Below are 18,003 nucleotides of genomic sequence, written 5' to 3'. Positions count from 1 at the left end.
CCGCGTGTCGCCCCGCCCCAGCTTCCGCAGCACGGGCCCCATTTGGCAGTCTGTGCCTGCAACCCGGGGGATTGCAGAGGGGAAGCAAGCACATGCAGAGCAGCACCGCACCGTCATCCGACACAGCCGTCGCGGGGGCCACGAAGCCCGGCACCGGGAACCGTCCCGCCGCCGACGGCGCCTCCGGCGACCCCCGCGTCGGCTGGAGCAGCACCGAGGACAAGCCGGCCCCCACGCTGCGTCAGCGCCGTGACGGCATCCTGCCGACAGTCGCCGCCGCGCTCTCCGTCCGCGGCACCACGCTGACCAGTACCGCGGCCCGCGGCGAGCAGGCCCCCGCCCTGCACCCGCTCGTCCAGGACTTCCTCGACGCGCTCACCAGCGCGCAGCGCGACCGCTTCACAGGACGCTGCGCGGAGACGATCCTCATCTCCCGTCACCTGGCGGCCGCCGAGGAAGAACGTTCGAAGCGTGCCAGACGCAAACCGATGACCAACGGCGAAGCCCGCAAGACCCTCAAGCACGCGAAACTCACGACGCGGCGCATCCGCGAGGACGGCGACCCCCTGCACGGCGGCTTCGCCCGCCCCTGCCGCGCCTGCGCCGCGCTCACCGCGCACTTCGGCGTCCACGTGGTCGACCCGGAGACGGACACCGACTGACGACGCAGCAGGACGCACGACCGCAGGCAGCAGCAGACCAAAGACGAGGCCACTGAGCATGACCGCCGACCGCAACCGCTTCACCGCTCCCGTCGACGCCGCGCTGCGCGCCGCCGGCTGGCAGCCCGGCCGCTGGGACATCAAGCAGGCCGAATTCTGGGCCGACGCCCTCCGCACCCACACCTCCCCGGCCGGCCACCGCCACGCCGTCTTCCCGGCAGCGGTGGAGGCCTGGGCCGAATTCGGCGGCCTCCACCTCACGCCCCAGGGCCCCGGCCGCCAGATAGCCCCGACCCAGCCCCACCTGGACCCCCTGCACGGCCTCCACATGGCCCGCACCCTCGGAGACCTGGGCCGAGCCCTGGACACCGAGGTCGCCCCACTGGGCGCGGAATCCGGCTCGGAAGCGCTCCTGGCCATCGACGCGGAAGGCAGGGTCTACGCCCTGGACCACAGCGGCGACTGGTACCTGGGCGCAGGCATCGACCAGGCCCTGGAAACCCTGATCACAGGCACCCAGCCAACGCGCCTGGCAGCACCGTAAAAAAACCGGCCCCCAGCCGAGTACGAGACGGAACGCACCCGAGACAGGCCCCACCGGGCCGGCGGCCGCGTACGAAACAGGAGGGGCCGTGGCGGGATGTGCGCGCGGAGCCACCAGCACCACACGCAGGTGCCATAAGCCCGGGTACGCCAACCGCTAGAACAGCGAGCACGTACATCCCGGCGCGGCCCCGCACCCGAAATCAGGCAGCGCCAGAGCGCCAGACAAGACGTTCAAGCGGCCGGCAAAACAGCCGAAACCCGATACCCCCCGGCATCGGTGGGCCCGCACACAAACACACCCCCCAGCCCCACAACCCGCTCCTTCATCCCCACCAGCCCATTCCCCCCACTGGGCAACCGAGCCCCAACCCCCGCCTCCGCACCCTCCGGAGGAGCCTCGTTCTCGACCTGCATGGCGATCTCGGACACCCGATGGGCCAACCGCACATAGGTCTTCGCCCCGGCAGCGTGCTTGTGGACGTTGGTCAACGCTTCCTGAACAACGCGATAAGCGGTCTGCTCAACGGCAGCGCCATAACCCCGGGCATCCCCCTGCACAACAAGCTCAACGGCCATCCCGGCAGCCCGAGACTGCCCGACAAGCTCATCAAGATCCCCCAGACAGGGCCCGTCCTCATCATCGACCGCCCGAGAAACAGCAGAAGCGGCAGCAGCAGCAACAGCCCCCACGGCAGCGAGCGGCGGCGCAACAGAACCAGCCCCCACCCCCGGCCCCCCACCGGCCCGCAACACCCCCAACATCTCCCGCAACTCAGTAAGCGCCTGCCGCCCCATATCCCCCACCAACGCCGCGTTCTTCACGGCCTTCTCAGGATCCTTACGGGCAACGGCCTGCAACGCGGCAGCATGAACGACCATCAGCGAGACCCGATGCGCGACAACGTCATGCATCTCGCGAGCGATCCGGGTCCGCTCCTCGCCCCGAGCCCACTCGGCCCGCTCCTCAGCTCGCTCGGCCAGCAACTGAAGCTCCCGCTCCAGCGAATCGTTCCGCTCCCGCAAGCTCTCCATGAGCCGCCGCCGCGCACCGACGTAAAGCCCGAGCAACAGGGGCGGAGCCGTAAGCCCCAACGACGTAGTGACCCCGACGAACGGAACAAACCAGTCCCCGACCCGAGTCAGATCCCCGCGCCCCATGTTCTGCTGAGCCCGCACGACAGCGACGATCAACGTCCCGAGAAAAGACATCCCGGCAAGCGCACCGATGATCCGCCGAGGCATCTCAGAGGCGGCGAGCGTATAAAGCCCGACGACCCCGAGCAGCACCCCCATCTGCGCCGGCGTAACGGCAACACCGACGAGCACCACAGCAATGGGCCACCGCCGCCGGAACAGCAGCACGGCCCCGGAGATCACCCCGAAACCGACCCCCACCCCCACCGGAACCCCGGCATCACGAGCGAACCCGACCCCCTCGAACCCACACTCAACAGCCGACGCGACCGCCAGCCCGACATCGAGCCCGGCACTACGCCACCGCCCCCACCACCACGGCCCCCCGGCCGCCCGGTGCATCTCCCCCGTCGTGGTCATGACTTCCAGCCTACGGGCGCACCCCACCCGATTTCCGGCGAGTTTCCACCGCGCGCCTCTCACACACCCCGCGTTCGAACAGAAGCGAAACCAGCGGGTATCCCCCGAACTGTTGGTCCATATACAAATACGACGCACCCAAGCCCATCCCGAACGAACCTGTGCCCATGACGCAGAGCACAGGAACGAAGCGCCCCAACGCAAAAACGCATCTACGAGATCGCGCACGAGAGCTGCGACGGCTGGGGCGGACATACAACGAGATCAAGGCCGAACTGGGCTGCTCGAAGAGTTCGGTCTCACTCTGGGTGAGGGACCTGCCGAAGCCGGAGCCGCGCTGCACACCCGAAGAGCAGCGGGCCCGCATGAACGCGGGCCTCGCCCAGCTGCGCGCGACTCAGGAGAACGAGCGCAGGGAGACGAAGCGCACTGCCACAGCAGCCGTCGGGGCACTCTCCGAGCGGGAGCTCTTCTTGACGGGCGTCGCTCTCTATTGGGCCGAGGGCACCAAGAGCAAGCCACATCGCCGCTCCGAAGCCCTTCAGTTCATCAACAGCGACCCCGACGTGATTCGACTCTTCATGAGCTGGCTCGAACTGCTCGGCGTCACCCCCGACCGCCTGACGCTGCGCGTCAGCATCCACGAGTCGGCAGACATAGCCGCGGCGGAGGCGCACTGGGCGGAAGTTGTCGGCGTGGACGCTTCCGCGTTCAGCAAGGCCACGGTCAAGAAGCACAACCCTCGAACCGTCCGGAAGAACACCGGCGTCGGCTACCACGGCTGTCTGGTCATCTACGTCCGTCGAAGCGCCGAGCTGTACCGTCGCATGGAAGGCGCCTGGTACGGCATAGTGTTGGGTGCCACCTCGGCGACCTGACCGAATGTCCGGTTCGCCCGAGATTATTCCCCCATGGTGTAATCAGGCAGCACTGCGGTTTTTGGTACCGTCTGTTCAGGTTCGAATCCTGATGGGGGAGCTGGCGTACGCGGGGCCCGGCCGCACGGCCGAGGCCCCGCTCTTATTTCCGGCCCACAACGCCCCGGTATCCTGCGGATGTCCACCCCCGCACAGCATCCGAAGCCGAAGGGCACACCCGTGAGCGCCACACGCCCCACCGCCGTCGTCGTTCTTGCAGCGGGTGAGGGCACCCGTATGAAGTCGGCCACTCCCAAAGTTCTGCACGAGATCAGTGGCAGGTCGCTCGTCGGGCATGTGCTCGCCGCCGCACGGGAGTTGGAGCCGGAGAACCTCGTCGTCGTCGTGGGTCACGAGCGTGAGCGGGTCCGTGAGCACCTCGCCGCGATCGACCCCGAGACCCGTACCGCCGTGCAGGAGCAGCAGAACGGCACCGGGCACGCGGTCCGCATGGGGCTCGAGGAGCTCGGTGGCCGGGTCGACGGGACCGTGATCGTGGTGTGTGGTGACACTCCGCTGCTGACCGGCGAGACGCTGCGGGAGCTGTCGGCGACGCACTCCGCCGACGGCAACGCGGTGACCGTGCTGACGGCCGAGGTGCCGGACGCGACGGGTTACGGCCGCATCGTGCGGGACGAGGCCACGGGCGCCGTCACGGCGATCGTCGAGCACAAGGACGCGAGCGAGGCGCAGCGCGCGATCCGGGAGATCAACTCGGGTGTGTTCGCGTTCGACGGTCAGCTGCTCGTGGACGCGCTGGGCAAGGTGCGTACGGACAACAGCCAGGGCGAGGAGTACCTGACGGACGTCCTCGGGATCCTGCGTGAGGCGGGGCACCGGGTCGGCGCGTCCGTCGCCGCGGATCACCGCGAGATCGCCGGCATCAACAACCGTGTGCAGCTGTCGGAGGCCCGCCGGACGCTGAACGACCGGCTCCTGGAGCGGGCGATGCTCGCCGGTGTGACGGTGATCGACCCGGCGTCGACGTGGATCGACGTGACGGTGACCTTCGACCGGGACGCGCTCGTGCACCCGGCCACGCAGCTGCTCGGCTCGACGCACCTGGGCGAGGGCTCCGAGGTGGGCCCGAACTCGCGCCTGAAGGACACGAAGGTGCACGCGGGCGCCCGTGTGGACAACACGGTGGCGGACGGCGCCGAGGTGGGCGAGGGCGCGTCGGTGGGCCCGTTCGCGTATCTGCGTCCCGGCACGCGCCTCGGTGTGAAGTCCAAGATCGGTACGTACGTCGAGACGAAGAACGCGACGATCGGTGAGGGCACGAAGGTGCCGCACCTGTCGTACGTGGGTGACGCGACGATCGGTGACTTCAGCAACATCGGCGCGGCCAGCGTGTTCGTGAACTACGACGGTGAGGCCAAGCACCACTCCGTCGTCGGGTCGCACTGCAAGACGGGTTCGGACAACATGTTTGTGGCTCCTGTCACGATCGGCGACGGTGCTTACACCGCCGCGGGGTCCGTGATCACGAAGGACGTACCGGCCGGTTCGCTGGCCGTGGCCCGAGGCCAGCAGCGGAATATCGCGGGTTGGGTGGCCCGGAAGCGTCCGGGGAGCGCGGCCGCGAGGGCGGCCGAGGAGGCCGCCCGGAATCCGGAAAGTGAAGGCTGACCGGAAACAGGTACGTGCGACACGGCGTACCGTGATAGATGCACAAGATTCGGCTGCCTCGCTGGTAATGGGACAAGCGGGCGCAGCGGCGGAAAGACTCGTCTGAGGAGACAAGTGCTGTGACCGGGATCAAGACGACCGGCGAGAAGAAGCTGATGCTCTTCTCCGGCCGCGCCCACCCCGAGCTTGCCGAGGAGGTCGCTCACCAGCTCGGTGTCGGGATCGTTCCGACCAAGGCCTTCGATTTCGCCAACGGCGAGATCTACGTCCGCTACCAGGAGTCCGCTCGCGGCGCCGACTGCTTTCTGATCCAGAGCCACACGGCTCCGATCAACAAGTGGATCATGGAGCAGCTCATCATGATCGACGCGCTGAAGCGCGCGTCGGCCCGCTCCATCACGGTGATCGTGCCGTTCTACGGTTACGCGCGGCAGGACAAGAAGCACCGCGGACGTGAACCGATCTCGGCGCGCCTGGTGGCGGACCTGATGAAGACGGCCGGTGCCGACCGCATCCTGACGGTCGATCTGCACACGGACCAGATCCAGGGCTTCTTCGACGGCCCGGTGGACCACCTGTTCGCGCTGCCGATCCTGGCGGACTACGTGGGCGCGAAGGTCGACCGCAGCAAGCTCACGGTGGTGTCTCCGGACGCCGGCCGTGTGCGGGTCGCGGACCGCTGGTGCGACCGCCTCGGCGCGCCGCTGGCGATCGTCCACAAGCGCCGTGACAAGGACGTCGCGAACCAGGTCACCGTCCACGAGGTGGTCGGTGACGTGAAGGGCCGCGTCTGCGTCCTGGTCGACGACATGATCGACACGGGCGGCACGATCGTCGCCGCCGCGGACGCGCTGTTCGCGCACGGTGCGGAGGACGTCATCGTGACGGCGACGCACGGTGTGCTTTCGGGTCCGGCCGCGGACCGGCTGAAGAACTCGAAGGTGAGCGAGTTCGTGTTCACGGACACGCTGCCGACGCCGGGTGAGCTGGAGCTGGACAAGATCACGGTGCTGTCGATCGCGCCGACGATCGCGCGCGCGGTGCGTGAGGTCTTCGAGGACGGTTCGGTGACGAGCCTCTTCGAGGAGCAGTAAGAGACCTCGAACTCGGGGCAGGCGTGACCGTGCGCCGGTTCCGATGATCGATTTCTGGGGCGGCCTCCCCGCCGGGTAGACTCTTCGAGTTGCTCGGCGAGGGAGGCCGCTCTCATTTCCGTACGGAGATGGTGGCGGCGGTCCGTTATCGACGCGCTCTTCGTAGCAGGCCCGTTCGTGGCCGGGTGACCACCTTCCCCATCGATTTCTACGAGGAGTGCACATGTCCGAGGTCAAGCTCGCCGCATCCGTCCGTACCCAGTTCGGCAAGGGTGCCGCCCGCTCCGTCCGCCGTGACGGCCTGGTTCCCGGTGTCATCTACGGTCACGGCTCCGAGCCGGTCCACGTGACGCTGCCGGGCCACGAGCTGCTGCTCGCCCTGCGTACGCCGAACGTCCTGCTGTCCCTGGACATCGACGGCAAGCACGAGCTGGCGATCCCGAAGGCCGTCCAGCGTGACGCCATCAAGGGCTTCCTGGTCCACGTCGACCTGCTCCTCGTCAAGAAGGGCGAGAAGGTCACGGTCGAGCTTCCCGTCGAGACCGAGGGCGACCTGGCCCCGGGCAGCTTCCTCGTCGAGAACGTGCTGAACACGCTCTCCGTCGAGGCCGAGGCCACGCACATCCCGACCTCCGTCACCGTGTCGATCGCGGGCCTGGAGGCCGGCAACTCGATCCACGCGAAGGACGTCAAGCTTCCGGCCGGCACCACCCTGGTGACCGACGCCGAGGCCGTCGTCATCCAGATCCTGGCCGCCCAGGCCGAGGAGCCCGCCGCCGAGGCCGAGGCCGAGGGCGCCGAGGCCTGAGCCGTACGCTCTGCTTGACGGGGTGGCGGGCCACTGCGGCCCGCCACCCCGTTTTTCATTGCCCTATGTAGAGGAGACGCGGTCCCGATGACGACCGATGCCACTGCCCCCTGGCTCATCGTGGGTCTCGGCAACCCCGGGCCCGAGTACGCGATGAACCGGCACAACGTGGGCTTCATGGTGGCCGACCTGCTGGCGGAGCGGATCGGCGGCAAGTTCAAGCGGGCCGGGAAGGCGCAGGCGCAGGTCCTGGAGGGGCGGATCGGTTCGCCGGGTCCGCAGAACCGCCGGGTGATCGTGGCGAAGCCGATGTCGTTCATGAACGTGTCGGGCGGTCCGGTCACGGGTCTGCGGGACTTCTACAAGGTGCCGGTCGCCAACATCGTGGCGATCCATGACGAGCTGGACATCGACTACGGGACGATGCGGCTGAAGCTGGGCGGCGGCGACAACGGGCACAACGGCCTGAAGTCGATCACCAAGTCGATGGGGCCGGACTACCACCGGGTGCGGTTCGGCATCGGGCGTCCGCCGGGCCGGATGCAGGTCGCGGACTTCGTGCTCAAGGACTTCTCGTCCACGGAGCGCAAGGAACTGGACTACCTGGTGGACCGTGCGGCGGACTCGGTGGAGTGCCTGGTCACGGAGGGTCTGGAGCGGGCGCAGAGCGCGTACAACTCCTGAGCCGGCGTGGGGCGCCGGTTGACGCTCGGCAGGGCCATGGCCAAGGATCGCCGCCATGCTGTCGAACACGCGCCGGGTCGTGATGGCGGCCGCGGCCCTGCTGATCCTGCTCGCGGGCGCCTGGATGTCCTGGTCGTCGGCGCGGTACGTACTGTTCGCCGACGGCCATGAACGCGGCACGCTGACGGTCGCCGCCTGCGCCGACCGGACCTGCACGGGCGCGTACGCCCCGCTGTCCCCCGGCTCACACGCCCGCGCCAAGGTGGTCATCACCCGCTCGTTCGCGGAAAAACGAGGCGTACGGGTCCCGGTGGTCCTGAAGCCGGGCACCCCCGAGGCCATCCGCACGGGAGCGCCGGGCTTCTTCCACGCGTGGGTGCCGTTGGGGGGAGCGCTGTTGCTGGCCTCCGTGCTGATCGCAGGAGGACTACGCCTGAGGCGATGGGCCTGGGCCACAGCAGCAGCGGGAGTAGCCCTACTCACCGCCGCCTTCGCCGCGCTCATCTCGTAACTGACCGCTGTGGGCAGGCGTTCCGCAGGGCGGAACGGGTGGGCACAGCCCACGCGCAGGGCGCCGACAACAAGGGCGCCCACCCATTCCACCCCGGGCATCAGCCCGTGTTACGCAGCCCCGCCGCAACCCCGTTCACCGTCAGCAGCAACGCCCGCCCCAGCAACGGATCCGCCTCCGCCCCCACCGCGGCAGCATCCCGCTGACGCTTCAACAGAGCAACCTGCAGATAAGAAATCGGGTCAAGATAAGCGTCCCGAATAGCGAACGTCTGCTGCAACACCGGCTGCGTATCAAGCAGTTCCTCCCCACCCGTGATGCGCAGCACCTCCCGCACGGTCAGCTCATGCTCCGCCTCGATGTCGGCGAACACATGCTTGAGCTCGTCGGGCACGAGCGTGTCGACGTAGTGCCGGGCGATCCTCAGGTCCGTCTTCGCGAGCGTCATCTCGACGTTCGAGAGGAAGTTCCGGAAGAAGTGCCACTGCTCGCTCATCTCGTCGAGCACGCTGTCGAGCCCGGCCTCGCGCAGCGCCTTCAGACCGGAGCCGACGCCGAACCAGCCGGGCACGATCTGCCGGGACTGCGTCCAGCCGAACACCCACGGGATGGCGCGCAGCCCGTCGAGCGAGACGCCCGAGCCGGGGCGGCGCGAGGGCCGGGAGCCCAGGTGCAGGTCGGCGAGCTGGTCGACCGGCGTCGACGCCAGGAAGTAGGACGGCAGGTCCGGGTCCTCGACCAGCTTGCGGTACGCGGCGTGCGCGGCGTCCGAGACGACGTCCATCGCGGCGTCCCAGCGCGCGAGCGCCTCGTCGGACTGGCGGGGCGCGGTGTGCAGGGCGGACGCCTGGAGCGTGGCGGCGACGGTGAGTTCGAGGTTCTCGCGGGCCAGGGACGGCACGAGGTACTTGTCGGAGATGACCTCGCCCTGCTCGGTGACCTTGATCTCGCCTTCGAGGGTGCCCCACGGCTGCGCGAGGATCGCGTCGTGCGAGGGGCCGCCGCCGCGGCCGACGGTGCCGCCGCGGCCGTGGAAGAGGCGCAGCCGCACCCCGTACCGGTGGGCGACGTCGCGCAGCCGGCGCTGGGCGCGGTGGATCTCCCACTGCGAGGTGGTGATGCCGCCGAACTTGGAGGAGTCCGAGTAGCCGAGCATGACCTCCTGGACGTCGCCGCGCAGGGCGACCAGGCGCCGGTAGGAGGGGTCGGCGAGCATCTCGTCGAGGATGACGTCGGCGGCACGCAGCTCGTCGGTGGTCTCCAGGAGCGGCACGATGCCGATCTTGGCCCAGCCGCCGTGCAGGTCGATGAGTCCGGCCTCGCGGGCGAGGACGGCCGCGGCGAACACGTCGTCGGCGCCCTGGCACATCGAGATGATGTACGACTCGATGACCTCGGGCCCGAACACGTCGAGGGCGCGGCGGACGGTGTGGAAGACGCCGAGGGTCTTCTCGCCGGCGGCGTCGAGGGGCGCGGGCGAGGGGGCGAGCGGCCTGCGGGACCTGAGTTCCTTGGCGAGGAGCTTCTGGCGGTACTCACGGGGCATGTCGGCGTAGCGCCAGGACTCCTCGCCGAGCCGGTCGAAGAGCTGGCCGAGGGCGTGGTGGTGGGCGTCGGCGTGCTCGCGTACGTCCATGGTGGCGAGCTGGAGGCCGAACGCGGCGAGGGTGCGGATGATGCGGTTCATCCGGCCTTCGGCGAACAGGCCGCCGCGGTGCGCGCGCAGCGAGTTCTGGACGAGCGTGAGGTCGTGGAGGAGTTCGCCGGTGCCGAGGTAGTCGCGGCCTTCCTCGTGGGCGGTGCCCTTGGCGAGGCGCAGCTTGGTGTTCTCCAGCTTCTGCCGGATGCAGGTGGCCTTGAGCCGGTAGGGCTCCTCGGAGTTGAGGCGCTTATAGCGGGGGCTGATCTCCGGGAGCCGGTCCAGGTCGCTCTGGAGGGAGGCGAGGAGTTCGTCGGTGGCGCCGCTGTAGCGGACCGAGTTCGACAGGAAGCCGCGCAGTTCGTCGACGAGTTCCAGGGCGTCGTTGATGCCGTGCTCGTGCTGGAGGATCAGGACGTCCCAGGTGACCTGCGGGGTCACGTTCGGGTTGCCGTCGCGGTCGCCGCCGATCCAGGTGCCGAAGGTGAGCGGCCGTGTGGCGTCGGGGAGGGTGACGCCGACGCGCTGGAGCTCGGCGGTGAGGTCTTCGAGGACGTCGCCGACGGCTCCGGCGTGCAGCTCGTCGAGGTAGTAGATCGCGTTCCGCGCCTCGTCGGTGGGCTCGGGGCGTACGACGCGCAGTTCGTCCGTCTGCCACACGAGGTCGATGTTCTCGGCGAGGCGGGTGTCGTAGCGGCGGCGGTCGGCCTCGATGACGGGGGTCTCGAGGAGTTCGGCGACGCGGCGCAGCTTGTTCAGGACGGAGCGCCGGGCGGCCTCCGTCGGGTGCGCGGTGAAGACCGGCCGTACGTTCAGGTGCTGGACGGTCTCGCGCAGGTGGTCGGGGTCCGCGTCCTTGAGCCGGTCGGCCGTACGGGCGAGGAGGCCGCCCTCGGCGGCGCGGCGGGCGCGCAGCTCACGGCCGCGGTGGACCTGCTCGGTCACGTTCGCCAGATGGAAGTACGTGGAGAAGGCGCGGACCAGCTTGGCCGCGGTCTCCAGCTCGGTGTCGCCGAGGAGGCGGGCGGCGGCCTCGCCGTCCTCACGGGTGAGGCTGCGGACCTTCTCGACCAGTTCGAGGAGCTCGGGTCCCTCCTGGCGTACGAGTGTCTCGCCGAGGAGATCGCCGAGTCGGCGGATGTCGGCGCGCAGCTCGGCGCTGGAGGTGGCCTCACGGCTCCGGTCGTCGGCACTGCTCACAGGTGCGGCTCCTTGCAGTGGTGAAGCACGTCTGGGAGGGAAACCCCGGGTCCGGGTCATGGTCCCGGGTGATCCCCGGGCGGGCCCAGGGGAAATCCCGGATGGTGATAACAGAGCGGACCGCGCTGTCCGACCGTTCCCCAGGATAGGTGTCCACCCCTAGGGGCCGTTTTGCGGGCCTCTTGCCGCTCGTCCGCTCGCTGCCATACTTACGACGCCGTAAGTTACGGACCCGTAGTAAGTGTTTTTCCCAGCACCACATCCCCGTTCTCGACCCTCGACCCCACAGGGGACGCCCCATGACTCCAAGCCCCCACCTGATCGACGAGGCCCCCGAGGCGTCGTCGGCCGACCCGTCCGGCGCGGCGCTGCCGTCCGCCACCCTCGGCGGTGAACAGAAGCGTTCGGTGGAGCAGCTCGCGCTCCTGCTCTTCATCACCGTCCCGTTCCTGGCGCTGGTCGCGGCGGTGCCGCTGGCCTGGGGCTGGGGTGTGAGCTGGCTCGACCTCGGCCTGCTCGTGTTCTTCTACTACCTGGGCTGCCACGGCATCACGATCGGCTTCCACCGGTACTTCACGCACGGCTCCTTCAAGGCGAAGCGCCCGCTGCGGATCGCGCTGGCGATCATGGGCTCGATGGCGGTCGAGGGGCCGATCGTGCGCTGGGTGGCCGACCACCGCAAGCACCACAAGTTCTCCGACGCGGAGGGTGACCCGCACTCGCCGTGGCGCTTCGGCGAGACGCTGCCAGCGCTGATGAAGGGCCTGTGGTGGGCGCACATCGGCTGGATGTTCGACGAGGAACAGACGCCGCAGGAGAAGTACGCGCCGGACCTGGTGAAGGATCCGGCCATAAGGGCGATCTCCCGCCAGTTCGTCTACTGGACGATCCTGTCGCTTGCGCTGCCTCCGCTGATCGGCGGTCTGGTGACGATGTCCTGGTGGGGCGCCTTCACGGCCTTCTTCTGGGGCTCGCTGGTACGCGTAGCGCTCCTCCACCACGTCACGTGGTCGATCAACTCCATCTGCCACGCGGTGGGCAAGCGCCCGTTCAAGTCGCGGGACCGCTCGGGCAACGTGTGGTGGCTGGCCGTCCTGTCCTGCGGTGAGTCGTGGCACAACCTGCACCACGCGGACCCGACGTCGGCCCGGCACGGCGTGATGCGCGGCCAGGTGGACTCCTCGGCGCGGCTCATCCGCTGGTTCGAGCAGCTGGGCTGGGCGAGCGACGTGCGCTGGCCGTCGAAGGAGCGGATCGCCTCCCGCCGCCGGCCGCAAGCCGCTGACGCGGCATGATGGAACGCGTGGCGACCGACCCGAGCACTGCGACCCCCGCCGGCAACGAGAAACCGCGGCGCGCGCGCCGTACCCGGATGACCGGTGCGGAGCGCCGCCAACAGCTCCTGGAGATCGGCCGCACCCTCTTCGCGGAGAAGGGCTTCGAGGCCACGTCGGTGGAGGAGATCGCGGCGAAGGCCGGGGTCTCCAAGCCGGTGGTGTACGAGCACTTCGGCGGCAAGGAGGGCCTGTACGCCGTTGTGGTGGACCGGGAGATGCGCCAGCTCCTCGACATGGTGACCGGCTCCCTGACGGCCGGGCATCCGCGTGAGCTGTGCGAACAGGCGGCGTTCGCGCTCCTCGACTACATCGAGGAGTACACGGACGGCTTCCGCATCCTGGTCCGCGACTCGCCCATCCCGCAGTCCACGGGCTCGTTCGCGTCGCTCATCTCGGACATCGCGACGCAGGTCGAGGACATTCTCGCGGGCGAGTTCAAGACGCGGGGCTTCGACCCGAAGCTGGCGCCGTTGTATGCGCAGGCTCTGGTGGGAATGGTGGCCCTCACCGGCCAGTGGTGGCTGGATGCGCGACGGCCTGAGAAGGCGGAGGTTGCGGCGCATCTGGTGAATCTTGCGTGGCATGGGCTTGATGGGTTGGAGGCTCGGCCTCGGCTGATAGGGCACCGGAAGCGTTGACGCTTTCGGGTGCGGGTTGGTGGGGGCTGGTCGCGCAGTTCCCCGCGCCCCTGAAATGCAGGCACTGCGTGCCGCATTTCCCCGATGAAGGCTGAGCGGCGAAGCCGCTCGCCTTCAGGGGCGCGGGGCTGTGTCATTAGCGGCTCCGCCGCGGGGCGCGACCAGCCACACTCAGCCCGCAGCCGAACGCCTCGCCACCACAAAGATCCGCCGGAACGGGAAAACGGTGCCATGTTCCGTCGCCGGGTACGCCTCGCGCAGCAGCCCCGCGTACTCCGCGACGAACTCCTCCCGCCCCGCCGGGTCCCCGGCAAGCGCGGTCAGGACGGGCCGCAGCCCCGTCCCCTTCACCCAGTCCAGCACCGGGTCAGACCCCTCCAGCACATGCAGATACGTCGTCTCCCACGCATCGACGTCACAGCCAAGCGCAGCGAGCCGCTCCAGATACCGCGCCGGCGAGGCGACCGCGTCCCCATGACGCAGCACACCCCCCACCCGCTCCCGCCACCGCGCCGACCCCGCCAGCTCCCGCATCAGCACATGACTGGGCGCCTCGAAGTTCCCCGGCACCTGAAACGCGAATGTCCCGCCGGAGGCAACGGCTCCGACCCAGTCGGGGAACCGGTCCATATGACCCGGCACCCACTGGAGCAACGCGTTGGAAATGATCAGGTCGAAGGTCTCGCCGGGCGTCCACGTACCCGCATCGGCAAGGACGAAGTCGAGCCGATCAGAGGCGTACGCGGCGGCCCGCTCAAGCATCTGCGGCGAATTGTCGTAGCCCGTGATCCGGGCCTCGGGAAACCGCCGGGCGAGCAGCGCGGTCACGTTGCCCGCCCCGCAGCCGAGGTCGGCGATCCGGGCCGGTTCTCCCTGGACACGGGCGAGAAGGTCGAGGAAGGGACGCGTACGGTGATCGGCGTGGCGGAGGTACTGCTGCGGGTCCCAGACGGGTGCGCTCATGGCGCCCAGGGTGCTCCCAGGATTATCTCGATGTCAAGATAGTTGTATTCAAGAGACTTCATGTCGAGCGAACAACTAGACTGATCGCCATGGAGGATGAGGTCGACCGTCTGGTCGCAGCATGGCGGAGAGAGCGCCCTGACCTCGACGTGGAGCCCCTGGAGGTGCTCAGTCGGGTCAGCAGGCTGGCGCGCCACCTGGACCGGGCCCGGCGCCTGGCATTCGCCGAGCACCAGCTCGAGCCGTGGGAGTTCGACGTACTGACGTCGCTGCGCCGAGCCGGCGCCCCCTATCAGCTCTCCCCCGGGCAGCTCCTCACCCAGACTCTCGTCACGTCCGGCACGATGACCAACCGGATCGACCGGCTCGCCAAGAAGGGCCTCGTCGAGCGCCTGCCCGACCCGAGCGACCGGCGGGGCGTCCTGGTGCGCCTGACCACCGAGGGACAGGACCGCGCCGACCAGGCACTCGCGGGCCTCCTCGACCAGGAGCGCGCCATCCTCGTAGAGCTGTCGCACGGCCAGCGTGGCGAACTGGCCAATCTGCTACGGCAGTTGACCGCCCCGTTCGACAACATCCCCGGCTGACGCACGCTCCGCGGGTCAGGCGGGGGCGGTTGCCGCGCCCGCGCTCCCGGTGGACCTGCGCCTGTCCACACGCAGGGCCAACGCTGTCGCCACGGCGCCCGCGCCCTCCCACAGGCCCACTCCGATGAACCCCGTCGGGGCTCGCTCGCCGAGGACCGCGAGCGTGAAGACGGTGCAGGTCAGCAGCCTGAACGGGACCGTCCAACGGAAGAAGGCCGTCCAGTCGCCGGCCGCGGCCAGCACGTAGTAGACACCCATGTTGAGCGCGGCCATCGACGACGCGGTCAGAAAGACGAGCGTGTGGTCCCCCTCGGGCCGCCCTCCATCGGGCGCTGCGGCGAACCCCATGACCCCGATCAGCGCGTCCGGCGCCGTGAGCCCCACGATCCCCATGACAGCGGCCAGCACCCCGAAAACGGACATGGTCCACCCGGCGCTCGATCGGGGCCGGATCTTGAGCTGCACGCACTTCTCCCTCGATGTGTTCGTCTGACGCCCCGATGAAGGCTGGGCGGCGAAGCCGTTCGCCTTCAGGGGCGCGGGGAACTGCGCAACCAGCCACGACGAAACCCGCACCCGCCCGAAAAGCTCACCCGGTACTTCAGCTCGCGGCCTCCAGATCAGCCGGGCCGACTCCCGCACGCCGGGCGAGCGCCACCGCCGCCAGCGTGGAGTGGACGCCCAGCTTCCCCAGGACGTTCTGCATGTGCGTACGGACCGTGTGCGGGGACAGGAACAGGCGCTCGGCGACGGCCTTGCGGCCGAGGCCCGCCACCATGCAGCGCAGCACCTCGCGCTCGCGCGGCGTCAGCGACTCCACCAGGCGCTCGGACTCGGTGCGGTGCTTGCGGGCGGCGGTCAGCTCGCGCAGGACGGCCGTGAGCAGCGCGGGCGGCAGATGCGTCTCGTCGCGCAGCACGCCCCGGATGACGGTGAGCAGCCGCGACAGCGAACAGTCCTTGGCCACCCAGCCGGAGGCCCCCGCCTGGAGCGCGAGGGCCGCGCGGCGCGGGTCGTCCTTCTCCGCGAGCACCACGGTCCGTACGTCGGGCAGGGCCGACCGCACTCCCGCCACCAGCGAGATCCCGTCGACCGGGCCGCCGTCCTGGCCGGGCCCCGCGTCGGGGACGACGGCCGCCGGGCGCGGGCCGTGCAGGGCCGCGCCCAGGTCGGCGTCGACGAGCAGGACGTCGAACCGGCGCCCCTCCGCCGCCGCGCGGTCCAGGCAGCGCAGTGCGGCGGGGCCGCTGCCGGCCGCGGACACGTCCACGTCGGGCTCGGCGGCGAGGGCCGCGGCGAGCGACTCGGCGAAGATGCGGTGGTCGTCGACGACCAGCACTCGGATCCGGACCACGTGTTCAACCCCCTTCCCCGGGCTCCTCACGGAGCGGGGACTCCCCGGCGCCGGGGCCGGCGCGGGTGACGACGCTCGGAGCGGCGGGTCGGCGCGGTCGCACGGCCGCCGCCGTGCCGGCACCGCCACCCCCACTCCGGGCGTCGTTCCCGGCCGTATCACCCCTGATCAGCACCGGCCCCCACCGATGCTGCCCATCAGAGTAGGGCTGTGGGCCGGGAGCGGAAGGGAATTTGCAGAACTGGCTTGTCCTCGCGTTTATGGTGAGGCGTATGTTTCGTATTGAGACAGAAGTCGACAAACAGCGGCGCGATCTTCTTCATGCCCGGCTGCGCGACACCAACACCGCGGCGTCGCCCGAGCTCAGGGCGCTGCGCGGAACCCCCGAGGACCGTGAAGTACCGCTCCAGGTATGGGCGTTGGACGAGTACGGGGAGATCGCCGGCGGCCTCGACGCCCACACGTGGGCGACCTGGCTCCATGTGAACCTGCTCTGGGTCGACGACCGCCACCGCACGAAGGGCCTCGGCTCCCGCCTCCTCGCCGAGGCGGAACGCATCGCCCACGACGACCGCGCCTGCCACGGCGCCCGCGTCGAGACGTGGGACTTCCAGGCCCCCGGCTTCTACCGCCAGCACGGCTACGACCTCGTCTGCGTCATCCCCGACTACCCGCCCGGCATCAAGGAATTCACCCTGACCAAGAGGCTCACCTGAGCTCAGACCAGCCGTCGCGCCCCCGGTGACGGAATCGCCGGGAACACGCGTGGCGCCGTGAAGCCCGCCTCCGCGAACGCCTCCGTCACCGCCTTCGTCACCGCGTCCGCGTCCGTCTCCGCCACCAGGACGACCGCCGAGCCGCCGAAACCGCCGCCCGTCATCCGCGCCCCGAGCGCCCCCGCCGCGTTCGCGGTCTCCACGGCGAGATCCAGCTCCGCGCACGAGATCCGCAGGTCGTCACGGAGCGAGACGTGGCCCTCGGTCAGGACCGGGCCGATCGCCCGTACGTCACCCGCGTCGAGAAGCGCGATGACCCGCTCCACACGGTGGTCGTCGCCGACGACGTGGCGGACGTAGCGCACGATCCGCTCGTCGGTGCGTCCGGCCAACAGGGCCAGAGCGTCGTCCAGTTCGGCGTAAGACACGTCGCGCAGATGCGAGACGCCGAGTGCTCGCGCGCCCGCCTCGCAGCCCGCGCGGCGTTCCGCGTACGCGCCGTCGCCCAGCTCGTGCTTGACGCGGGTGTCGACGACGAGGAGTTGCAGGCCGTGGGCCGCGAGGTCGAACGGGACCTGGCGGACGGACAGGTCGCGGCAGTCCAGGTGCAGGGCGTGCCCTTCGGTGGCGCACGCCGACGCCATCTGATCCATGATCCCGCAGGGCACGCGCACGAAGTCGTTCTCGGCGCGCTGTGCGATACGCGCCAACTCCGGCCCGCTCAGGCCGAGTTGGAAGAGGTCGTTGAGCGCGAACGCCATGACGACCTCAAGGGCGGCCGACGAGGAGAGGCCCGCGCCGGTCGGCACCGTCGACGCGAGGTGCACGTCGGCGCCGGTGATCGCGTGCCCGGCCTCGCGCAGCGCCCACACCACGCCCGCGAGGTACGCGGCCCAGCCGCCCTGCCCGAACGCGGAGAGCGGGGCGAGCCCGTCGGCGCGCAGTTCGGCGACCGGGGCGTCGATGTCCGCGGAGTGCAGCCGCAGCACGCCGTCGGTGCGCCGCGCAACGGCGGCCACGGCGGTGTGCGGCAGCGCGAGCGGCATCACGAAGCCCTCGTTGAAGTCGGTGTACTCGCCGATGAGGTTGACGCGGCCGGGCGCGGCCCAGACCCCCTCGGGCTCGTATCCGTACAGATCGCTGAACTGCGCGGCGACGGACATG

18 protein-coding genes and 1 tRNA gene are annotated in these 18,003 nt (G+C 69.7%); 13 read left to right on the top strand and 6 right to left on the bottom strand.

The window, feature by feature from the left end; genetic code table 11:
• Nucleotides 1-92 precede the first annotated feature (92 nt).
• Both ABZ893_RS16900 and ABZ893_RS16895 read left to right on the top strand, forming a co-directional pair.
• Nucleotides 93-662 carry a YwqJ-related putative deaminase gene (locus tag ABZ893_RS16900; RefSeq protein WP_361403436.1) on the top strand — a complete coding sequence of 190 codons (570 nt, stop codon included), beginning with the start codon at nucleotides 93-95 and terminating at the stop codon, nucleotides 660-662.
• Between the two features lie 58 nt (nucleotides 663-720).
• The gene (locus tag ABZ893_RS16895) at nucleotides 721-1,206 is read left to right on the top strand and encodes an SUKH-3 domain-containing protein (protein ID WP_361403433.1); all 486 of its coding nucleotides are present in this window, start codon (nucleotides 721-723) and stop codon (nucleotides 1,204-1,206) included.
• A 233-nt stretch (nucleotides 1,207-1,439) separates the two neighbouring features.
• On the opposite strand, the gene ABZ893_RS16890 is transcribed toward ABZ893_RS16895, so the two are convergent.
• A complete protein-coding gene (locus ABZ893_RS16890; protein ID WP_361403430.1) occupies nucleotides 1,440-2,762 on the bottom strand; it encodes a histidine kinase in 1,323 nt (440 codons plus the stop codon).
• A gap of 167 nt (nucleotides 2,763-2,929) precedes the next feature.
• Here ABZ893_RS16890 and ABZ893_RS16885 point away from each other — a divergent pair, with 167 nt between their 5' ends.
• From ABZ893_RS16885 to ABZ893_RS16855, 7 genes are all read left to right on the top strand, one after another.
• A complete protein-coding gene (locus tag ABZ893_RS16885; RefSeq protein WP_361403427.1) occupies nucleotides 2,930-3,640 on the top strand; it encodes a hypothetical protein in 711 nt (236 codons plus the stop codon).
• 27 nt (nucleotides 3,641-3,667) lie between these two features.
• Nucleotides 3,668-3,740, top strand: a tRNA-Gln gene (locus tag ABZ893_RS16880).
• 119 nt (nucleotides 3,741-3,859) lie between these two features.
• Nucleotides 3,860-5,308, top strand: a complete 1,449-nt coding sequence (gene glmU / locus ABZ893_RS16875; RefSeq protein ID WP_361403425.1) for a bifunctional UDP-N-acetylglucosamine diphosphorylase/glucosamine-1-phosphate N-acetyltransferase GlmU — start codon at nucleotides 3,860-3,862, stop codon at nucleotides 5,306-5,308.
• Nucleotides 5,309-5,427: 119 nt separating this feature from the next.
• Nucleotides 5,428-6,402: a ribose-phosphate diphosphokinase gene (locus ABZ893_RS16870; protein ID WP_361403422.1), complete on the top strand. Its 975-nt coding sequence runs from the start codon at nucleotides 5,428-5,430 to the stop codon at nucleotides 6,400-6,402.
• Nucleotides 6,403-6,625: 223 nt separating this feature from the next.
• Nucleotides 6,626-7,210 carry a 50S ribosomal protein L25/general stress protein Ctc gene (locus tag ABZ893_RS16865; RefSeq protein ID WP_361403421.1) on the top strand — a complete coding sequence of 195 codons (585 nt, stop codon included), beginning with the start codon at nucleotides 6,626-6,628 and terminating at the stop codon, nucleotides 7,208-7,210.
• 87 nt (nucleotides 7,211-7,297) lie between these two features.
• Entirely contained in the window at nucleotides 7,298-7,894 is a 597-nt protein-coding gene (gene pth, locus ABZ893_RS16860; protein WP_361403418.1) for an aminoacyl-tRNA hydrolase, read from the top strand.
• Nucleotides 7,895-7,949: 55 nt separating this feature from the next.
• Nucleotides 7,950-8,405 (top strand): hypothetical protein, encoded by a 456-nt coding sequence (locus ABZ893_RS16855; protein ID WP_361403415.1) that lies wholly within the window; start codon nucleotides 7,950-7,952, stop codon nucleotides 8,403-8,405.
• Nucleotides 8,406-8,505: 100 nt separating this feature from the next.
• Here ABZ893_RS16855 and ppc read toward each other — a convergent pair whose 3' ends face one another.
• Entirely contained in the window at nucleotides 8,506-11,244 is a 2,739-nt protein-coding gene (gene ppc / locus ABZ893_RS16850; protein ID WP_361403412.1) for a phosphoenolpyruvate carboxylase, read from the bottom strand.
• Between the two features lie 299 nt (nucleotides 11,245-11,543).
• Between ppc and ABZ893_RS16845 the strand changes: the two genes are divergently transcribed.
• Together ABZ893_RS16845 and ABZ893_RS16840 are read left to right on the top strand one after the other, a co-directional pair.
• Nucleotides 11,544-12,539, top strand: a complete 996-nt coding sequence (locus tag ABZ893_RS16845) for a fatty acid desaturase (protein ID WP_361403409.1) — start codon at nucleotides 11,544-11,546, stop codon at nucleotides 12,537-12,539.
• The gene (locus ABZ893_RS16840; RefSeq protein ID WP_361403406.1) at nucleotides 12,536-13,219 is read left to right on the top strand and encodes a TetR/AcrR family transcriptional regulator; all 684 of its coding nucleotides are present in this window, start codon (nucleotides 12,536-12,538) and stop codon (nucleotides 13,217-13,219) included. Before ABZ893_RS16845 ends, ABZ893_RS16840 begins: the two co-directional genes overlap by 4 nt.
• Before the next feature lie 171 nt (nucleotides 13,220-13,390).
• Here ABZ893_RS16840 and ABZ893_RS16835 read toward each other — a convergent pair whose 3' ends face one another.
• Nucleotides 13,391-14,182, bottom strand: coding sequence for a trans-aconitate 2-methyltransferase (locus ABZ893_RS16835; protein WP_361403403.1), 792 nt, complete (start codon nucleotides 14,180-14,182; stop codon nucleotides 13,391-13,393).
• 89 nt (nucleotides 14,183-14,271) lie between these two features.
• Here ABZ893_RS16835 and ABZ893_RS16830 point away from each other — a divergent pair, with 89 nt between their 5' ends.
• On the top strand, nucleotides 14,272-14,769 hold the full coding sequence (locus ABZ893_RS16830) for a MarR family transcriptional regulator (protein WP_361403400.1): 498 nt from the start codon (nucleotides 14,272-14,274) through the stop codon (nucleotides 14,767-14,769).
• A gap of 15 nt (nucleotides 14,770-14,784) precedes the next feature.
• On the opposite strand, the gene ABZ893_RS16825 is transcribed toward ABZ893_RS16830, so the two are convergent.
• Together ABZ893_RS16825 and ABZ893_RS16820 are read right to left on the bottom strand one after the other, a co-directional pair.
• Nucleotides 14,785-15,192: a hypothetical protein gene (locus ABZ893_RS16825; protein ID WP_361403597.1), complete on the bottom strand. Its 408-nt coding sequence runs from the start codon at nucleotides 15,190-15,192 to the stop codon at nucleotides 14,785-14,787.
• Nucleotides 15,193-15,370: 178 nt separating this feature from the next.
• Nucleotides 15,371-16,123 carry a response regulator transcription factor gene (locus tag ABZ893_RS16820; RefSeq protein ID WP_361403397.1) on the bottom strand — a complete coding sequence of 251 codons (753 nt, stop codon included), beginning with the start codon at nucleotides 16,121-16,123 and terminating at the stop codon, nucleotides 15,371-15,373.
• Between the two features lie 260 nt (nucleotides 16,124-16,383).
• Between ABZ893_RS16820 and ABZ893_RS16815 the strand changes: the two genes are divergently transcribed.
• A complete protein-coding gene (locus ABZ893_RS16815; RefSeq protein WP_361403394.1) occupies nucleotides 16,384-16,839 on the top strand; it encodes a GNAT family N-acetyltransferase in 456 nt (151 codons plus the stop codon).
• A gap of 2 nt (nucleotides 16,840-16,841) precedes the next feature.
• Here the strand turns inward: ABZ893_RS16815 and galK are convergent, their stop codons facing one another.
• A complete protein-coding gene (gene galK, locus ABZ893_RS16810; RefSeq protein ID WP_361403391.1) occupies nucleotides 16,842-18,002 on the bottom strand; it encodes a galactokinase in 1,161 nt (386 codons plus the stop codon).
• Between the last annotated feature and the right edge of the window lies 1 nt (nucleotide 18,003).

The organism is Streptomyces sp. NPDC046821 (assembly GCF_040645335.1).
Lineage (GTDB): Bacteria > Actinomycetota > Actinomycetes > Streptomycetales > Streptomycetaceae > Streptomyces.
The sequence above is the reverse complement of the archived record's forward strand: the minus strand, read 5'-3'. Positions and strand labels throughout refer to the sequence as shown.

Coding starts and splice junctions, on each gene's coding strand:
- ABZ893_RS16900 (WP_361403436.1), top strand. CDS start 93: ATGCAGAGCAGCACCGCACCGTCATCCGACACAGCCGTCGCGGGGGCC.
- ABZ893_RS16895 (WP_361403433.1), top strand. CDS start 721: ATGACCGCCGACCGCAACCGCTTCACCGCTCCCGTCGACGCCGCGCTG.
- ABZ893_RS16890 (WP_361403430.1), bottom strand. CDS start 2,762: ATGACCACGACGGGGGAGATGCACCGGGCGGCCGGGGGGCCGTGGTGG.
- ABZ893_RS16885 (WP_361403427.1), top strand. CDS start 2,930: ATGACGCAGAGCACAGGAACGAAGCGCCCCAACGCAAAAACGCATCTA.
- ABZ893_RS16865 (WP_361403421.1), top strand. CDS start 6,626: ATGTCCGAGGTCAAGCTCGCCGCATCCGTCCGTACCCAGTTCGGCAAG.
- pth (WP_361403418.1), top strand. CDS start 7,298: ATGACGACCGATGCCACTGCCCCCTGGCTCATCGTGGGTCTCGGCAAC.
- ABZ893_RS16855 (WP_361403415.1), top strand. CDS start 7,950: ATGCTGTCGAACACGCGCCGGGTCGTGATGGCGGCCGCGGCCCTGCTG.
- ABZ893_RS16845 (WP_361403409.1), top strand. CDS start 11,544: ATGACTCCAAGCCCCCACCTGATCGACGAGGCCCCCGAGGCGTCGTCG.
- ABZ893_RS16840 (WP_361403406.1), top strand. CDS start 12,536: ATGATGGAACGCGTGGCGACCGACCCGAGCACTGCGACCCCCGCCGGC.
- ABZ893_RS16835 (WP_361403403.1), bottom strand. CDS start 14,182: ATGAGCGCACCCGTCTGGGACCCGCAGCAGTACCTCCGCCACGCCGAT.
- ABZ893_RS16830 (WP_361403400.1), top strand. CDS start 14,272: ATGGAGGATGAGGTCGACCGTCTGGTCGCAGCATGGCGGAGAGAGCGC.
- ABZ893_RS16825 (WP_361403597.1), bottom strand. CDS start 15,192: ATGTCCGTTTTCGGGGTGCTGGCCGCTGTCATGGGGATCGTGGGGCTC.
- ABZ893_RS16815 (WP_361403394.1), top strand. CDS start 16,384: ATGGTGAGGCGTATGTTTCGTATTGAGACAGAAGTCGACAAACAGCGG.
- galK (WP_361403391.1), bottom strand. CDS start 18,002: ATGTCCGTCGCCGCGCAGTTCAGCGATCTGTACGGATACGAGCCCGAG.